Annotated in this window: 11 protein-coding genes; 9 read left to right on the top strand and 2 right to left on the bottom strand. The window is 71.4% G+C overall.

All coding sequences use genetic code 11. The features are described from left to right. Positions 1–10: 10 nt before the first annotated feature. Complete coding sequence (leuA, locus tag U5640_RS30475; protein ID WP_340379683.1) at positions 11–1,732, bottom strand: 2-isopropylmalate synthase; 1,722 nt, start codon at positions 1,730–1,732, stop codon at positions 11–13. A 319-nt stretch (positions 1,733–2,051) separates the two neighbouring features. Here leuA and U5640_RS30470 point away from each other — a divergent pair, with 319 nt between their 5' ends. The 4 genes from U5640_RS30470 to U5640_RS30455 all read left to right on the top strand — a co-directional run bounded on the left by U5640_RS30470 (position 2,052) and on the right by U5640_RS30455 (position 6,116). Continuing rightward, on the top strand, positions 2,052–3,128 hold the full coding sequence (locus U5640_RS30470; RefSeq protein WP_340379682.1) for a M4 family metallopeptidase: 1,077 nt from the start codon (positions 2,052–2,054) through the stop codon (positions 3,126–3,128). Positions 3,129–3,149: 21 nt separating this feature from the next. Further along, positions 3,150–3,416: a protealysin inhibitor emfourin gene (locus tag U5640_RS30465; RefSeq protein ID WP_340379680.1), complete on the top strand. Its 267-nt coding sequence runs from the start codon at positions 3,150–3,152 to the stop codon at positions 3,414–3,416. 82 nt (positions 3,417–3,498) lie between these two features. Further along, on the top strand, positions 3,499–4,836 hold the full coding sequence (locus U5640_RS30460; RefSeq protein WP_340379678.1) for a GH1 family beta-glucosidase: 1,338 nt from the start codon (positions 3,499–3,501) through the stop codon (positions 4,834–4,836). Then, positions 4,833–6,116: an MFS transporter gene (locus U5640_RS30455; RefSeq protein WP_340379676.1), complete on the top strand. Its 1,284-nt coding sequence runs from the start codon at positions 4,833–4,835 to the stop codon at positions 6,114–6,116. Before U5640_RS30460 ends, U5640_RS30455 begins: the two co-directional genes overlap by 4 nt. Positions 6,117–6,126: 10 nt before the next feature. Here U5640_RS30455 and U5640_RS30450 read toward each other — a convergent pair whose 3' ends face one another. Then, entirely contained in the window at positions 6,127–6,981 is an 855-nt protein-coding gene (locus U5640_RS30450) for an NAD-dependent epimerase/dehydratase family protein (RefSeq protein ID WP_340379674.1), read from the bottom strand. A 122-nt stretch (positions 6,982–7,103) separates the two neighbouring features. Between U5640_RS30450 and U5640_RS30445 the strand changes: the two genes are divergently transcribed. The 5 genes from U5640_RS30445 (at position 7,104) to U5640_RS30425 (ending at position 15,595) form a co-directional block, all read left to right on the top strand. Beyond that, complete coding sequence (locus tag U5640_RS30445; protein WP_340379672.1) at positions 7,104–7,964, top strand: helix-turn-helix transcriptional regulator; 861 nt, start codon at positions 7,104–7,106, stop codon at positions 7,962–7,964. A 117-nt stretch (positions 7,965–8,081) separates the two neighbouring features. Then, positions 8,082–9,509, top strand: a complete 1,428-nt coding sequence (locus tag U5640_RS30440; RefSeq protein WP_340379670.1) for a hypothetical protein — start codon at positions 8,082–8,084, stop codon at positions 9,507–9,509. Then, complete coding sequence (locus U5640_RS30435) at positions 9,506–12,328, top strand: tetratricopeptide repeat protein (RefSeq protein ID WP_340379668.1); 2,823 nt, start codon at positions 9,506–9,508, stop codon at positions 12,326–12,328. The genes U5640_RS30440 and U5640_RS30435 overlap by 4 nt, the downstream gene beginning before the upstream one ends. After that, positions 12,279–14,639, top strand: coding sequence for a tetratricopeptide repeat protein (locus U5640_RS30430; protein ID WP_340379666.1), 2,361 nt, complete (start codon positions 12,279–12,281; stop codon positions 14,637–14,639). Before U5640_RS30435 ends, U5640_RS30430 begins: the two co-directional genes overlap by 50 nt. Continuing rightward, positions 14,639–15,595 (top strand): hypothetical protein, encoded by a 957-nt coding sequence (locus U5640_RS30425; RefSeq protein ID WP_340379664.1) that lies wholly within the window; start codon positions 14,639–14,641, stop codon positions 15,593–15,595. Before U5640_RS30430 ends, U5640_RS30425 begins: the two co-directional genes overlap by 1 nt. The last annotated feature ends 17 nt before the right edge of the window (positions 15,596–15,612 follow it).

Raw genomic sequence — 15,612 nt, 5'->3', positions numbered from 1 at the left:
GTCAGACCGGTCAGCGGGTCGCGCGGTTGACCGCCGAGACGACCGCCTTCAGCGAGGCACGCGTCGTGTTCGCGTCGATGCCGATGCCCCACAGGACCTTGTCGTCGATCGCGCATTCGATGTAGGAGGCGGCCTGGGCGGAGGCGCCCTCGCTCATCGTGTGCTCCTGGTAGTCCAGCAGGCGTACGTCGATGCCGATGGACTGCAGGGCGTCGAAGAAGGCCGAGATCGGACCGTTGCCGGTACCGGTCAGGACGGTGTCCTCACCGTCGACCGTGGCCTCGACGGTGAGGGTGTCCACGCCGTCGGTGTCGGTGGTCGACTGGCCCGTGCGGACCTGGATGCGGCCCCAGGGGTTCTCCGGGTTCGGCAGGTACTCGTCCTGGAAGACGGCCCAGATGTCGGAGCCGGTGACCTCGCCGCCCTCGGCGTCCGTCTTCGCCTGGATGATCTTCGAGAACTCGATCTGCATCCGGCGCGGCAGGTCCAGCTTGTGGTCGTTCTTCAGGACGTACGCGATACCGCCCTTGCCGGACTGCGAGTTGACGCGGATGACGGCCTCGTAGGAGCGGCCGACGTCCTTGGGGTCGATCGGCAGGTACGGCACCGCCCACTCGATGTCGTCGACGGTGACGCCCTTCGCGGCCGCGTCGGCCTCCATCGCGTCGAAGCCCTTCTTGATGGCGTCCTGGTGGGAGCCGGAGAAGGACGTGTAGACCAGGTCGCCCACGTACGGGTGGCGCGGGTGGACCTCCATCTGATTGCAGTACTCCCACGTACGACGGATCTCGTCGATGTCGGAGAAGTCGATCTGCGGGTCGACGCCCTGGGAGAACAGGTTCATCCCCAGGGTCACCAGGTCGACGTTGCCGGTGCGCTCGCCCTGGCCGAACAGACAGCCCTCGACGCGGTCGGCGCCGGCCATCAGGGCCAGTTCGGCGGCGGCGACGGCCGTACCGCGGTCGTTGTGCGGGTGGACGGAGATGACGACGTGCTCGCGGCGTGAGAGGTTGCGGCTCATCCACTCGAAGCGGTCCGCGTGGGTGGAGGGGGTGGAGCGCTCGACCGTGGCGGGCAGGTTGAGGATGATCTCGCGGCCCGGACCGGGCTGGTAGACGTCCATCACCGCCTCACAGACCTCCAGCGCGAAGTCCAGCTCGGTGTCGGTGAAGATCTCGGGGCTGTACTGGTAGCCGAACTCGGTCTCCGGGCCCAGCAGCTTCTCGGCGTACTCCATCACCAGACGGGTGCCGTCCACCGCGATCTGCTTGATGTCGTCCTTGGAGCCGCGGAAGACCACCCGGCGGAAGACGGGGGCGGTCGCGTTGTACAGGTGGACGGTCGCGCGCTTCGCGCCCTTCAGCGACTCCACCGTGCGCTCGATCAGGTCCTCGCGGGCCTGGGTCAGCACGGAGATCGTGACGTCGTCGGGGATCGCGCCCTCTTCCTCGATGATCGAGCGCACGAAGTCGAAGTCGGTCTGGCCGGAGGCGGGGAAGCCGACCTCGATCTCCTTGTAGCCCATCTTGACCAGCTGGTCGAACATCCGGCGCTTGCGCTCGGGCGACATCGGGTCGATCAGGGCCTGGTTGCCGTCCCGCAGGTCGGTGGAGAGCCAGCGGGGGGCTACGGTGATCCGCTGGTTCGGCCAGGTGCGGTCGGGGATGTCGACCTGGTCGTACTGACCGTACTTGTGGATCGGCATCTGGCTGGGCTGCTGGCGGTTCGCCATGGTCGCGGGGCTCCTCAGGATGTCCGGAAGGACGGCCGACGATGCAACGCAAAGCTCCGCGGGGAGGGAGTCGACCTGTCTTACAGGCCCTCGCCGCGGCAGCTAAGGAGAAGCAGCCCGAAACGCATAGTGCTCCGCAGCCTAGCCGAGCCGCTCCCGTCGCGTGGGTCCGTATCAGTATGCGGGACCGGGGGGACCAAAAGGGCGAAACGTGCGCTATACCACTCCCCGCCGCAGATCAGCCGCGTTTGTCACTGTTTTTCACCGATCATGGTTGCCTGTCGTGACAGCCGGATAACACAGTGCAATGGTGCGACGCATGACGACGAACGGGGGCTTCGAGCCCGTCTTCTGCACCGTCGTACCGCCGCATGTCCTCGACAAGCTGGCGAGCAACGACGACCCCGCCCTGTCCCGGCCCGCCCAGCGCACCCTGCTGCGCGACGGCGAGCTGCGCAACCGCCGCCGGGTGGGCACCGAGTACGGCCTGTGGGCCGGCCCGACGGCGATCCCGAAGGCACCGGCCGACCAGCCGCTGCGCTCGATCTACGACTGCGGGCACGGCACCGACCTGCCCGGCACCGAGGTCCGCTCCGAGGGCCAGGACCCCGGCCAGGACGCCACGGTCAACCGCGCCTACTCCGGCCTGGGTGCCACCTTCGACCTCTACCTCAAGGCCTACGCCCGCCACTCCATCGACGGCGACGGTCTGCCGCTGGACGCCAGCGTCCACTACGACGAGGGCTACAACAACGCCTTCTGGAACGGCGAGCAGATGGTGTTCGGCGACGGCGACGGCGAGATCTTCGTCGACTTCACCAACTCCGTCGACGTCATCGGGCACGAACTCACCCACGGCGTCACGCAGTACACGGCGAACCTGACCTACTACGGCCAGCCGGGCGCCCTCAACGAGTCGATGTCCGACGTCTTCGGCTCGCTCATCAAGCAGTACACGCTCGGCCAGACCGCCTCCGAGGCCGACTGGCTGATCGGCGCGGGCATCCTCGCCCCCGCCGTCACCGGTTCGGCCCTGCGCTCGATGAAGGCCCCGGGCACGGCGTACGACGACGACGTCCTCGGCAAGGACCCGCAGCCCGCGACCATGGACGACTACGTCCGCACCGGCCGCGACAACGGTGGTGTGCACATCAACTCGGGCATCCCGAACCACGCCTTCTACCTGGTCGCGACCGCGCTCGGCGGACACGCCTGGGAGAAGGCCGGCCAGATCTGGTACGACGTGCTCACCGGCGGCAAGCTGGGGCAGCGCGCGCTGTTCACCGACTTCGCCAAGCTGACCGTGAAGGCGGCACGGGCGCGGTTCGGGGACGGCGGCGACGAGCTCCAGGCCGTGCAGAAGGCATGGGAACAGGTGGGGGTGCGGATCCTGTAGATCCGTACTAGACACGATCCCATGCGGATTCGAGTGAGTCGCACGGGCGGCTTCGCGGGCATCGAGCGGCACGCCGAGGTGGACACCTCGGGACGCCCCGATGCCCGCGAGTGGGAGGACCTGGCGAAGCAGGCGCTGGCGGACGGCGGCGCCACCCCTCCGCAGGGCGTCCCGGACGGGTTCAGCTACGAGATCACGGTGGACGGGGGGACGGTGTACGCGGCCGATCCCCGGCTCACCCCCGAGCAGCGCAAGCTCATCTCGCGGGTGCTGCGGGAAGGGGCCTGAGCCGCCGTGCGCCGGGGCGTGCAACCGGTAGTTTCCGCCCGGGCGTTGACTTCCTTACCGGTGGGTAAGGATGATCCCGCCCATGGCGAACGATCCGCGCGACGCGGTGCACCCGATCCCCCAGTTCCCGGCCGGCTTCCTGTGGGGCGTCTCCACCTCAGCCCATCAGATCGAGGGCGCCGCGGACCGGCGCGAGCCGTCCGTGTGGGACACCTTCTCCGCCGAGCCCGGACGGGTGAAGGACGGTTCCACGGCGGCGGTGGCCTGCGACCACTACCACCGCCACACCGAGGACGTGGCCCTCCTGAAGGACCTCGGGGTGGACGCGTACCGCTTCTCCATATCCTGGCCCCGGGTGAACTCCCCCGGCGGTCTGGACTTCTACGACGCCCTGGTGGACGAGCTGCTGGCGGCGGGCGTGCGTCCCGTCCCCACCCTCTTCCACTGGGACCTGCCGGCCCACCTGGACTGGCTGGAGCGGGACACCGCCTCGCTCTTCGCGGAATACGCGGCGACGGTCGTGGACCGCCTCGGCGACCGGGTGAGCAAGTGGATCACCCTCAACGAGCCGGCCGAGCACACCCTCCTCGGCCATGCCCTCGGCACCCACGCCCCGGGCAAGCAGCTGCTCTTCGACGCGCTGCCGGTCGCCCACCACCAGCTCCTCGCCCACGGTCTCGCGGTACGGGCCCTGCGCGCGGCCGGCGTCACGGACATCGGTGTCGCCAACTCCCACGGCCCGACCTGGCCCGCCTCGCGGGAACCGGCCGACCTGGAGGCGGCCGGCTTCTACGACCTCCTGCTCAACCGCCTGTTCGCGGAGCCGCTGCTGCTGGGCGAGTACCCGGAGGGCATCGGCGAGCTGATGCCCGGCGACGTCGCCGCCGACCTGAAGATCATCGGCGAGCCGCTCGACTGGTACGGCGTGAACTACTACGCCCCGACCAGGGTGGGCGCCCCGCAGGGCACCGAGATCGAGTTCGGCGGGATCACCATGCCCGCCGAACTCCCGTTCTCCGTAAGGGAGATCGAGGGCGTGCCGGTGACGGACTTCGGCTGGCCCGTGGTCCCCGAGGGCCTCACCGAACTGCTCACCACCTTCAAGGACCGCTACGGGGACCGCCTCCCGCCGGTGGTCATCACCGAGAACGGCTGCTCCTACGACGGCCTCGACGACCAGGACCGCATCGCCTACCTCGACGCCCATGTCCGCGCGCTGCACCGGGCGCTGGAGGCGGGCGTGGACGTGCGCGGCTACTTCGTGTGGTCGCTGCTGGACAACTTCGAGTGGGCGGAGGGCTACGCGCGCCGCTTCGGTCTGGTCCACGTCGACTACGCGAGCCAGACCCGCACCCCGAAGGCGTCCTACCAGTGGTACCGGGACGTCCTGCGGTCGCAGGCACCGCGGGCGCGGGGATGACGACCGAGGACAGGGCGCCGGACCGCGGCGCCCCCGCGGTCCCCGGGGCCGCGCTGGCCGAGCCCGTCGAGCGCGTGGGCAAGGGCTGGACGTCGGCCCTGTCCCTCGCCAACGGGGCCATCTGGGTCGGCTGGTACGGCCCGCTGCAGATCCTGCTGGCCTCCCAGGCCAAGGACTTCGCGCCCGGCTCCGGCATGTCGAAGGAGACCATGCTGGCCTGGGTCACCGGCGTGGGCGCCCTGGTGTCGCTGTGGGCGAACCCGCTGTTCGGCGCCCTGTCGGACCGGACGGTGTCCCGGTTCGGCCGCCGTACCCCGTGGATCGTGGCGGGCGCCGTGGGCGGCGCCCTGTCCCTGCTGCTGCTCGCGGTGGCGGACGGGGTGTGGACGATGGCGCTGGGCTGGTGCCTGGTGCAGCTCACCCTGAACGCGGCGTTCGCGGCCGTCACGGCGGCGGTGCCGGACCGGGTGCCCCGGTCCCAGCGCGGTGCCGTGGGCGGCTGGCTGGGGGTGGCGCAGGTCCTCGGCGTGGTCGGCGGCACGGCCCTCGCCACGGCGGCGGGCGGCGTGGGCGCGGGCTATGTGGCGTGCGCGGTGTTCACGGCGCTGGGCGTGCTGCCGTACGTCCTGCGCTACGAGGATCTGCGGCTGCCGGTGACCGACCGGCCGGCCTGGTCCTGGCCGGGCTTCCTGAAGGGTTTCTGGCTGAGCCCGAGGAAGTACCCCGACCTGGGCTGGGCCTGGATCACCCGGTTCCTGATGAACCTGAGCAACGCGCTGGTGCTGCTGTACCTGCTGTACTACCTGCGCGACCGTCTGCACTACGCCGACCCCGACCAGGGCGTGCTGATCCTGTCGGCGGTGAACGGGCTCACCCTGCTCGCCACCGTGGTCGTCGCGGGCGTCTGGTCGGACCGGGTGGGCCGGCGCAAGCCGTTCGTGGTCTGGTCCGGTGTGCTGATGGCGGTGGGGACGGCGTGGCTCGTCATCTGGCAGACCTGGCCGGGGGCGATCGTCTCGGCGGCCGTGCAGGGCATCGGCTACGGCGTGTTCGCCTCCGTCGACTTCGCGCTGATGACCGACGTCCTGCCCAGGGCCCTGGACCGGGGCAAGGACCTCGGCGTCATCAACGTCGCCAACTCCCTGCCCCAGGTCGCGGCCCCCGTCCTCGCCGCCCCGATCGTCACCTACCTCGGCGGCTACCGGATGCTGTACCTGGTGGCGGCGGCGGTGAGCCTGGCGGGCGCGGTGCTGGTGGGGCGGATCAGGGGGGTGGAGTGACCTCTGCGGCTCACAGCGCTCCGGCGTCCCGGGCGGTCCACGCCGACGGATAGACCGGGCGGAAGCCGAGATCCCGGCGGATGCGCCGGGTGGACATGATCCCGAACCACGGGTCGGCCCCGGTCCCGGTCCCGATTCCGGCCGGCACCTCGACCCCGTTGAGGCGGTACAGCTCGACCGTCGTGACGGGGGCGTCGTCGGCGATGTTGTAGACCGGCCCGCCCACCGCGGGCGCGTACAGCAGGCGCAGCAGCCCCTGGGCGACGTCGGCGTGGTGGGCCATCTGCAGCCGCTGGGCCGACGCCCAGCTCTCGGCCCACTGCAGGGCCTGGGCGAGATGGGGGTCGCCGTCGCCGTAGACGAAGGGCAGCCGGCCGATCCGCACCTGAAGCCCCTCCAGCGCCAGCAGCTCCCGCTCGGCGGCCGCCTTGGACTCGTTGTACGCGCCCCACATCATGCCGCCGGGCCGGATCTCGTCGTCCTCGGTGAGCGGCCCGTCCCGCCCGACGCCGTACACCATCCCCGTGCTGACCTGCACGAACCGCCGCACCCCGGCGCTGCGCGCGGCCCGTCCGAGCGCCACGGCCGCGTCCCGGTTGACGGCCCACGCCTCCTCGTCGGGCACCCCGCGGAAGGAGGCGGCGACGTTCACGACGGCGTCCGCGCCGGCGACGGCCTTGCCGAGCGCCTCCTCGTCCCGCAGATCCCCGGTCACCACCTCGGCGCCCAGTGCGGCGAACCGCTCCCCGCGCGCCTCCTCCCGCACCAGGACGCGTACGCGCTCACCGGGCTCCCGCTGGGCCAGCAGCCGCGGCACGAACCGCCGGCCGACCTGTCCGGTGGCGCCGGTCACGAGTGTCAGCATGGTCTTCCCCTCTCGGTCTGTGCTCCCACCCTGCGCCGGGGCCCGGCCGGGCGGGAGGGACCCGTCGATCGGGGGACCGGCGGTCCCTGGATAAGCCGGGCGCGAGGACGCAGCCTGGAGGGGTGAACCGAGCCGAACTAGCCGACTTCCTGCGCCGCGGCCGGGCCCGCCTCGCCCCCTCGGACGTGGGGCTGCCCCCGGGCGCCCGCCGTCGCACCCCCGGCCTGCGCCGCGAGGAGGTGGCCCAGCTGGCGGCCCTGTCGGTGGACTACTACACCCGCCTGGAGCAGTCCCGGGGGCCGCGTCCGTCCCGCCAGACGCTGACGGCGCTGGCCCGCGCCCTGCGCCTGACCGCCGACGAACGCGACCACCTCTTCCACCTGGCCGGCGAGGAGCCGCCGCGCCGCGAGACCGCGTCGACGCATGTGTCGCCCGGCCTGATGCTGATCCTGGACCGGCTGGACGACACCCCGGCGCAGGTGGTGACCGACTGCGGTGAGGTGCTGGCCCAGAACGCGATGGCCAGGGCGCTGACCCTCGACGTGATGTCCCGGCCCCGGCGCGAGCGCAACCTCGTCCGCAGGTACTTCCTGGACCCGGCCGCGCGCACCCTGTTCCCGGAGGAGGACCGCGCGGACCACGCCCGCGCCCAGGTGGCCAACCTGCGCGCGGTGACCGCCGCCCGCCCCGACGACCCGGAACCGGCCGCGCTGGTCGCCGAACTCCGTTCGGGCAGCGCGGAGTTCGCCCGCCTCTGGGAAGCCCACGAGGTGTCCCTGCGCCACAGGGCGACGAAACGCTTCCTGCACCCGCTGGTCGGCCTGCTGGACCTGGACTGCGAGGTCCTGCTCAGTCACGAGCACCACCAGCTCCTGGTCGTCCACACGGCCCGCCCGGGCACGGAGACCCACGAACGCCTGCGGCTGCTGAGGGTGGTGGGGTTGCAGGACTTCGCTGCCGACGGGGTGGGGCGCGGAGACTGAGACCTCCACCTCGAGAACTACCGCTGCTCCCCGCCCACTTGTCTCTGTTTGCCCATGTGCCTCCTCCGGGCATCATCTGCATGCTGAAGCGCGCACGGTGAACGGGGGTGGTGCGCGATGGAGCGCGAGCCGGTCGAGGACCTGGTCGTGGTCGTTCCGGGCATCATGGGCAGCCGCCTGGCGGTGCACGGGCGGGAGGTGTGGGGGCCTTCACCGGGGACGGTGTGGGAGACCATCAGGACGTTCGCCGGCTCGGTACGGAGCCTCACCCTGCCCAAGGACCTTGGGGACGACCATCCCGGGGACGGCGTCAAACCGGTCGGCCTGTTCGGCTCGCTGCACGCGTTACCGGGTGTGTGGCCGCTGATCGCCGGCTACGACCGCCTCCTCGCCTGGCTGACGCACACCTTCACGGTGGACGGTACGACGTCCGGAGCGCCGGGGAACCTGGTGGAGTTCGCCTACGACTGGCGGCTGTCGTGCCGCTACAACGCCCGTCTCCTGGCCCGCCGGGTGGACGAGGCCCTGGGCCTCTGGCAGGCGTCCGCGCCTGGGCGCCGCGACGCACGCGTGCGGCTGATCTGCCACTCCATGGGCGGCCTGATTGCCCGCTACTACGTCGAGTGCCTGGGCGGCGCGGAGGTCACCCGCAGGCTGATCACCCTCGGGACGCCTCACCGGGGCTCGGTCGGGGCGCTGGATTCCCTGGTGAGCGGCCACCGCGTCGGCCGACGGGGACCGAGGATCGGCACCCTGACAGACTTCGCCCGCAGCCTTCCCTCCTTGCACCAGCTCACGCCCGACTACGCGTGCCTCGAGAGCGCCACGGGACTGCGGTATCCGCGGGAGATCGCGGGCGGCCTGCCCGGTGTGGACCCCTGCCTCCTGCGGGACGCGCACCGCTTTCACACGCAGATCCGTACGGCCGCCCTGCAACGGGTGGAACAGGGCGGCAGCGACCGCCTGTGCCTGCCCGTGGTGGGCGTGCAGCAACCCACGGCGACGACCGCGACGTTGGACGGCGAGCGACTGCGGTTGTGCGAGACCACCGGGAACGCGGACGGGGGTGGCGACGGGCGCGTTCCACGGTTCGCGGCCTACCCCGTCGAGGTCCCCCTCGACAGCGAGGCCGTCGGGACCTCGTTCGCCCTGCACGGCACCCTCAAGTCACACGCCGGTGTGCGGGAGAAACTGTACGCGTGGCTCGCCCCCGCACCACGCATCTGGCGAGGCTCCGAGCCGGCCCACCCGTTGAGCGTGCGCGTCCCCGACCATGTGGCCGCAGGCGAACCGCTGGCGGTGCACACGCAGGCCGCCCTGAGAGGTGAGGGAGCGGACGAACTGGCCGTCGTGGCACGGCTGAAGGGCCCGGGCGGGTTCCGGGCGCAACGCACGCTGCGCAACCTTGGAGGCGGCCGCTACGGCGGGGAGTTCGCGGACCTCGGCCCGGGGGCGTACTGCGTGACGGTCCACGCGGTGACGGACGACGCGGCCGGCGCGGTGAAGGCACTGGCGCTCGTGGGGGACGAAGGCGAGGACACGTGAACGCGGACGCGGCTTCGGGTCACGAGGGAACATTCCTGGTCGTCGTGTACGACAGGTACGAAGACGCTCGACGGTTCGTACCGCTTGAAGGTGCGCTACAGCAGATCGAGGACCTGGCAGGCGAGTTGCGCCCCTTCGGCTACCGGCCGATGGTCCTCGCCAACCCTGACCAGGACGAGCTGGCCGTCGGACTCGGGCGGTGGGCGAAGGAGTGGAGGGGCGGCGGACAACACGGCCCGGCGGTGGTGGCCTGGTCCGGACACGCCGAGGTCACCGCGGAGGGGGACCTCCAGCTCATCACCCGCGGTACACAGAACCTCGACGACGACGAGGACTACTTCACCGCCGAGCGCCTCACCAACCGGGCCCTGTCCGGCCGGGCCGACCAGATTCTGATCCTCCTCGACACCTGCCACGCGGGAGCCGGCGCCCCCGGGGCCCTGAAGAAGGCCCTCACGTCCATGGCTCAGAGGACGCTGCCCGAGCCCCGCAGGGCCTGGTTGGGCGTGCTGGCCGCCTGTCGGGCACACGAGCACGCCGAGGGAGCCCAGGGCCTTCTGGTGGAGACGGTGCTGCAGGTACTGCGGCACGGGCCGACGCGGGACGGCGCCCTCCCCGGAGGCCGGTACCGGCACGAGTGGAGCGTGCGCAACAAGGGCATCAGCGGCGAGACCCTCGCCCTCGCCGTCATGGAGGACTGGCCCGAGAGCGGCCAGATTCCGGTACGGGCCTCGGCGGGCACACCCGAGCCGATGTTCCGCAACCCTCTCTGGCGCCCGAACGCGCGTGAAGCCCTGGTCGAGCACCTGGTCCTCGCGGCGAGGGGCATCGACCCGACGGAGGAAGGCTGGTTCTTCACCGGACGCCACCGGATCCTGCGGGAGATCACGGACTGGCTGGCGGAGGGCCGGGCGGGCCTCTTGCTGCTGACCGGCAAGGCGGGCTCGGGTAAGTCCGCGGTGGTGGGCCGTATCGCCGCGCTCTCCCACCCGGAGGAACGCCGGGCCATCCTCATGCACGCCCCGTTGTCGAAGGACGACCCGGACCCCGGGGAGAACAGCGTCGACGCGGCACTGCACCTGCGGGGTATGCGCCTGCAGGACATGGCCGAGGCGCTGGCCGCGAAACTGGGTCTGCCTGCACCGGAGACACCGGCGGGCCTGATCGCCGCGCTGGAGGGCCTGGAGGCGAGGGGCGCGCGACGCCATGTCCTGGTGCTCGACGGCCTGGACGAGGCGGCCTCTGAGCAGGCGGGCCTCATCGCGGACCAGCTCCTCGTGCCGCTGAGCCGATTGTGCACGGTACTGCTGGCCTCGCGCGACCGCCCGTTCCAACCCCACCACGAGCCGGGGGAGACCCTCAACGCGGCTCTGACCCGCACGGTCGGGTCCACCGTGCGGGTGCTGGATCTGGACGAGGAGGAGGACACGGCCGGGGACATCGCCGTGTACGTGCGGAGCCGACTGGTGGCCGACGGCGTGTCCAGGGCCACGGCCGACAACATCGCGCCGGTGCTGGCCCTGCGCGCCACCGGCGGCGACGGCGGCTTCCTCTTCGCCCGTGTCGTGGCCTCCTCCCTCGCCCGCAATCTCGCCGCGGACCCCGACCGGCCCTGGCGCGAGCAGATCCCGGAGGGCATCACCGACGCCTTCGACCGCGACCTCGCCCCCGGCGCGGCACTGCACCGCGACGGCCGCCTGTTGCCGCACGCGGCCGACGATCTCCTGACGGCACTGGCCTGGGGGGCGGGCAACGGCATGCCCGCGCACGGCGTATGGGAGACCGTGGCGAAGGCCGTGAGTCATGACGGCACGGTGTACGGGCCCGAGGACATCGACTGGGTCCTGATGAACTACGGCCGGTACATCGTGGAGGACAGCGACGGGCACCAAGCCGTGTATCGGCTCTATCACCGGGAGCTCATCGGTCATCTGCAAAGACGCGGGGCGAGCGACGTGACGGAGGGCAGGACACCCGCTCCGTGGACCGTCATCCACGAGCTCGCCGCGCTGGTCCTGAGGCAGACCGGGAACGGGACCCATCCACAGGAAGCGAACCCCTATCTGCGGCGGCACCTCGCGGATCACGCGTTGCCGGCCACGAACGTCGGCATCGCCGTACTGCGGCAACTCGTCGAGGCGAACGCCCAGGCGTACATGCACGTCCTCGCATCGGCGTTGAACGACCTCTCCGTGCTCTGCAAAGAGGCCGAGCTCCCCTTCGACGCGGTCGGACTGGCCGCCGAAGCCGTCGGCATCCACCGCGGACTCGCCGAGTCCGATCCTGCCGCGCACCTCGCCGACCTCGCAGACTCGCTGAACAACCTCGCCACGCATCTGGGCGAGGCCGGACGTCGGCTGAAGGCCGTGGAACCGGCACGGGAAGCCGTGGACCTTCGTCGTCGGCTGGCCCAGGACAACCCCGAGGCCCACTTGGCCGATCTAGCGGTCTCGCTCAACAACCTGTCCAGTCTGCTGTCGGACGTCGGACGTCGGGACGAGGCCCTCGCAGCGGTCGAGGAAGCCACCTCGCTGCACCGCGGACTCGCCCTCGACAGCCCGGCCACCCGCCTTCCCTACCTGGCAGCGTCACTCAGCAACCTCGCCAGCCAGCTGTCGGAAGCGGGACGTTGGGAGGAAGGCGCACAGGCCATGGAGGAAGCCGCCTCCCTCTTCGACGAGTTCACCCACCCCCGACCCCGGCGTCCATCTGGCCCACCGGGCGGCCTCACTCCTCAACCTCGCGGCGCATCGGGCCGAGATCGGGCAGGTGACCGAAGCTGTGGTTCCGGCCCAGCAGGCCGTGTCCCTCTACCGTGACCTCTCCCAGGACAGTCCGAGTACTCACCGCCCCAAGCTGGCGATGGCTCTCAGCAACCTCTCCAACCGGCTCCGTGCGGTCGGGCGGCGGCAGGAAGCCGTGGAACCCGCCCAAGAAGCGGTCCGCATCCGCCGCGAACTCGCCCGCGACAACCCCGAAGCCCACACACCCGGTCTGGCGAACTCACTCAACAGCCTCTCCCTGCGGCTGGCGGCGGTCGGGCGGCGGACCGAGGCCGTGGAGCCCGCCCGGGAAGCCGTCCGCATCCGCCGCGAACTCACCGGCGACAACCCTGAGACCCATACACGCGGTCTGGCGAACTCACTCAACAACCTCGCCCTGCGCCTGGGGGAGGTGGGACGGTACAAGGAAGCCGTGAGCCTGTCCCAAGAGGCCCTCGGCATCCGCCGCGAACTCGCCCGGCAGAACCCCACAGCCCACACCCGCGACCTGGCGGGCTCACTGGAGACCCTCGCCTTGCAGCTGTCGAAGGTCGGGCGGCACGGCGAAGCCGTGAAAGCGGCCCAGGAGGCCCTCGGCATCCGTCGCCGGCTCGTCCGTGACAACCCGGCGATCCACACCCCCGACCTGGCGGACTCTCTCAACACGCTCGCCCTCCGCCTGGGTGCGGTCGAGCAGTGGGACAGAGCCCTCGAACTGGCCCAGGAGGCTGCCACTCTTTACCGCGACCTCGCCCATGAGTACCCCGCGGCGCACACACCCGACCTCGCCATGGTGCTCAACAACGTCGCCATGGCGCTGGCAGAGGCGGGACGACCGGAGGAGGCCCTGGAACCGGCGTGGGAGGCTGTCCGCCTCCGGCGCGAACTCGCCCGCGAGACCCCGGCCGCCTATCTACCGAACCTCGCCCTGGCACTCAGCAACCTCGCCAAGCATCTGGCAGCCGTCGGGCGACGTGAGGAAGCCGTACCACCCGCCGAGGAAGCCGTCCGGCTCTACCGCGACCTCTGCCGGACCAACCCCGAAGGCTTCCTTTCCGGCCTCGCCATGGCACTCAACAACATCGGAGTCCACCTCGCCCGAGTCGGTCGGCGGGAGGAAGCCCTGACGGCGGCTCGGGAAGCCGTCGACATCCGGCGCGAGCTCGCCCGCGACAACCCCATGGCTCACCTCTCCGAGTTCGGCGAGTCACTCGACAACCTCGCGCGCCGACTGACGGAGGGCGGACAGGAGGAAGCGGCCGAGCAGAGCTATCGAGAGGCCGTGGAGACCTTCGGCGACCGACCACTCGTCGCCGCGCAGTTCTCCTGCCGGCTCGCCGAATTCCTCCTGAGTGTCGACGCTCACGAAGCAGCCGTGCACACCCTGTGCCCGCTCACCGCCCACCCCCCGGCCGATACCGACGTCGGCGCTCACATCGCCCTCCGGGCACGTGGACTCCTGCGCCAAGTGGTGCGCGCGAACCCCGAGCAGCGGGCGACCGTGTTGCGCCTGTGCGGCGACGGGGACCAGGCAAGGCGATGGCTGGACGTCACAGAGGCAGCGCTGGAGTTGACGTCGTCCTGGCTCGACACTCCGACCTGGGAGGACTCCCGCGCCTTTCTGCACGCTCACCCCGACTTGCTCGGCGTCGACGCCCTCCCGGCGCTCGGGGAATGGACGCTGATCGACACGACTGCCGACCTGCACAGGGATCTGCTGCGACGCATAGCGGCCGGTACCCCGATCGACGTGGCGTATCGTCCGCTGGTCGTGCGGGAGGCCCTCGCCCAGTGGTTCCGCAGCAGTGCCGGAGGAACCGACTGGGCGAACTCGGCAGCACACCTGACAGCACATGCCGACAACCTCCTCGCCCCGGACGCCGCCCTGCAGCTGGCCGCCGCGAACAGCTCCGAACCCGACACGGAGCGGCTGGTCCGTATCCACCGCGCCATCCTGGCGTTGGCGGTCCGGTACGGAGTCGCGTCCGCCTACGGCCCGGTCACGGACCCCCAGGCGCTTTGCACGGCTCTGCGCGAGGCGGTGAGCGCGGCGGATCACGAAACACTGGGTCTACTCGCTGTGATCGAGGAACTCGTCAGCGAGGCGCCTTGGGCCTCCGCCGTACACCGGCTGGCCTCGTGGGCTTTGACGGACGAACCCGTCAGCGCCGAAGAGCCGACCCCCGAGCCGGTCCTCACCGCCGCGGCCCGGCAACGGAAGCCCACCGCGGAGGAGCGCCGGCGAGCCGCGTCCGAGATTGCCACCCTGATCGCCGCCCGTCCGGACCGGGCCGTCGAGCTGAGCCTCGTCCTCCGTGCGGCGATGGGCGATCATGCACGCAGCGCGACGCAACCAGGGGAATGCTGATGCGAGTCGGCGGCTGGGGTCTGGAACTGGTCTGTGGCTGTTACCTGTTGATCGTCTGCATCACCAGCCGGGGGCTGATCGCCGCCCCCCGTTACCGGCTGTTCCAGGCGCGGCTGCGGGACTGCCGGGCGCGGGCGGACTATCTGGGCGGTGTCTGGGGCGAGGGGTCGCCGCAGCAGGCCGTCGTGGGCGCGGTGGCGGGGCGGCTGGGGCAGCTGGAGCAGGGCGGGACGGTGGTGTGGCGGCTGAGTGCGCGGTACGGGGTGATCGCGATCCCGCTGTCGAAGCTCGCCGCCGCGTGCCGGGTGCTGCACGCCGCGGAGCGCAGGCTTCTCGGGGTCGAGCCGGACGAGGAGGTGCTCGCCCAGCGGGAGTCGCTGGTGCTCCGGCTGCGCGCCTCCGGGGAGCCGGCCGACGAGGAGATGGCGGACCGGGTCGCCGCCGCCGACGTGGGCGCGGTCGCCGGGCGGGCGCTGGTGGTGGCGGCCGCGCAGCGGCTGGACGACGCCGAGGACGGGGCGGCGGAGCGGGACTACGACCAGCAGCGCATCGCGCTGTGGCTGGCGCTGACCGGGCTGTGCGCGATCCTGCTGACCGGGAGGGTGCTGGATCACCGGGAGACGATGCTGCTGGGCGCGCTGGGCGGGTTCCTCTCCCCGGTGGTCGGGGTGCTGCGCGCGCAGCGTCCGCCGTCGTCCTGGGGGGTGCTGGTGCTCGCGCCGGTGGGCGGGGCGCTGGCGGCGGTCGGGGGGCTGCTGCTGGTGCGGATGCTCGCCGACCCCGAGCTGAACCTGCTCGGGCAGGTGTTCCTGGAGAACTCCTGGAGCACCCCGGACCGCCCGATCGCGCTGGCCATCGCCCTGCTGTTCGGCTTCTCCGGCCAGCTCTTCTCCCGGCTGGCCCTCACCGCCACGGGCCAGCTGACCGCACCGGCACCGGGACCGAGGGCGGTGTGAGGGCCGCCGTACCGTCC

Origin of the sequence: Streptomyces sp. SS7, assembly GCF_037993025.1 — a bacterium.
Taxonomy (GTDB): Bacteria; Actinomycetota; Actinomycetes; order Streptomycetales; family Streptomycetaceae; genus Streptomyces.
Note: the sequence above shows the minus strand (reverse complement) of the source record. Positions and strands in the feature narration are given on the sequence as shown.

Coding starts and splice junctions, on each gene's coding strand:
- U5640_RS30455 (WP_340379676.1), top strand. CDS start 4,833: ATGACGACCGAGGACAGGGCGCCGGACCGCGGCGCCCCCGCGGTCCCC.
- U5640_RS30465 (WP_340379680.1), top strand. CDS start 3,150: ATGCGGATTCGAGTGAGTCGCACGGGCGGCTTCGCGGGCATCGAGCGG.
- U5640_RS30460 (WP_340379678.1), top strand. CDS start 3,499: ATGGCGAACGATCCGCGCGACGCGGTGCACCCGATCCCCCAGTTCCCG.
- leuA (WP_340379683.1), bottom strand. CDS start 1,732: ATGGCGAACCGCCAGCAGCCCAGCCAGATGCCGATCCACAAGTACGGT.
- U5640_RS30470 (WP_340379682.1), top strand. CDS start 2,052: ATGACGACGAACGGGGGCTTCGAGCCCGTCTTCTGCACCGTCGTACCG.
- U5640_RS30450 (WP_340379674.1), bottom strand. CDS start 6,981: ATGCTGACACTCGTGACCGGCGCCACCGGACAGGTCGGCCGGCGGTTC.
- U5640_RS30440 (WP_340379670.1), top strand. CDS start 8,082: ATGGAGCGCGAGCCGGTCGAGGACCTGGTCGTGGTCGTTCCGGGCATC.
- U5640_RS30425 (WP_340379664.1), top strand. CDS start 14,639: ATGCGAGTCGGCGGCTGGGGTCTGGAACTGGTCTGTGGCTGTTACCTG.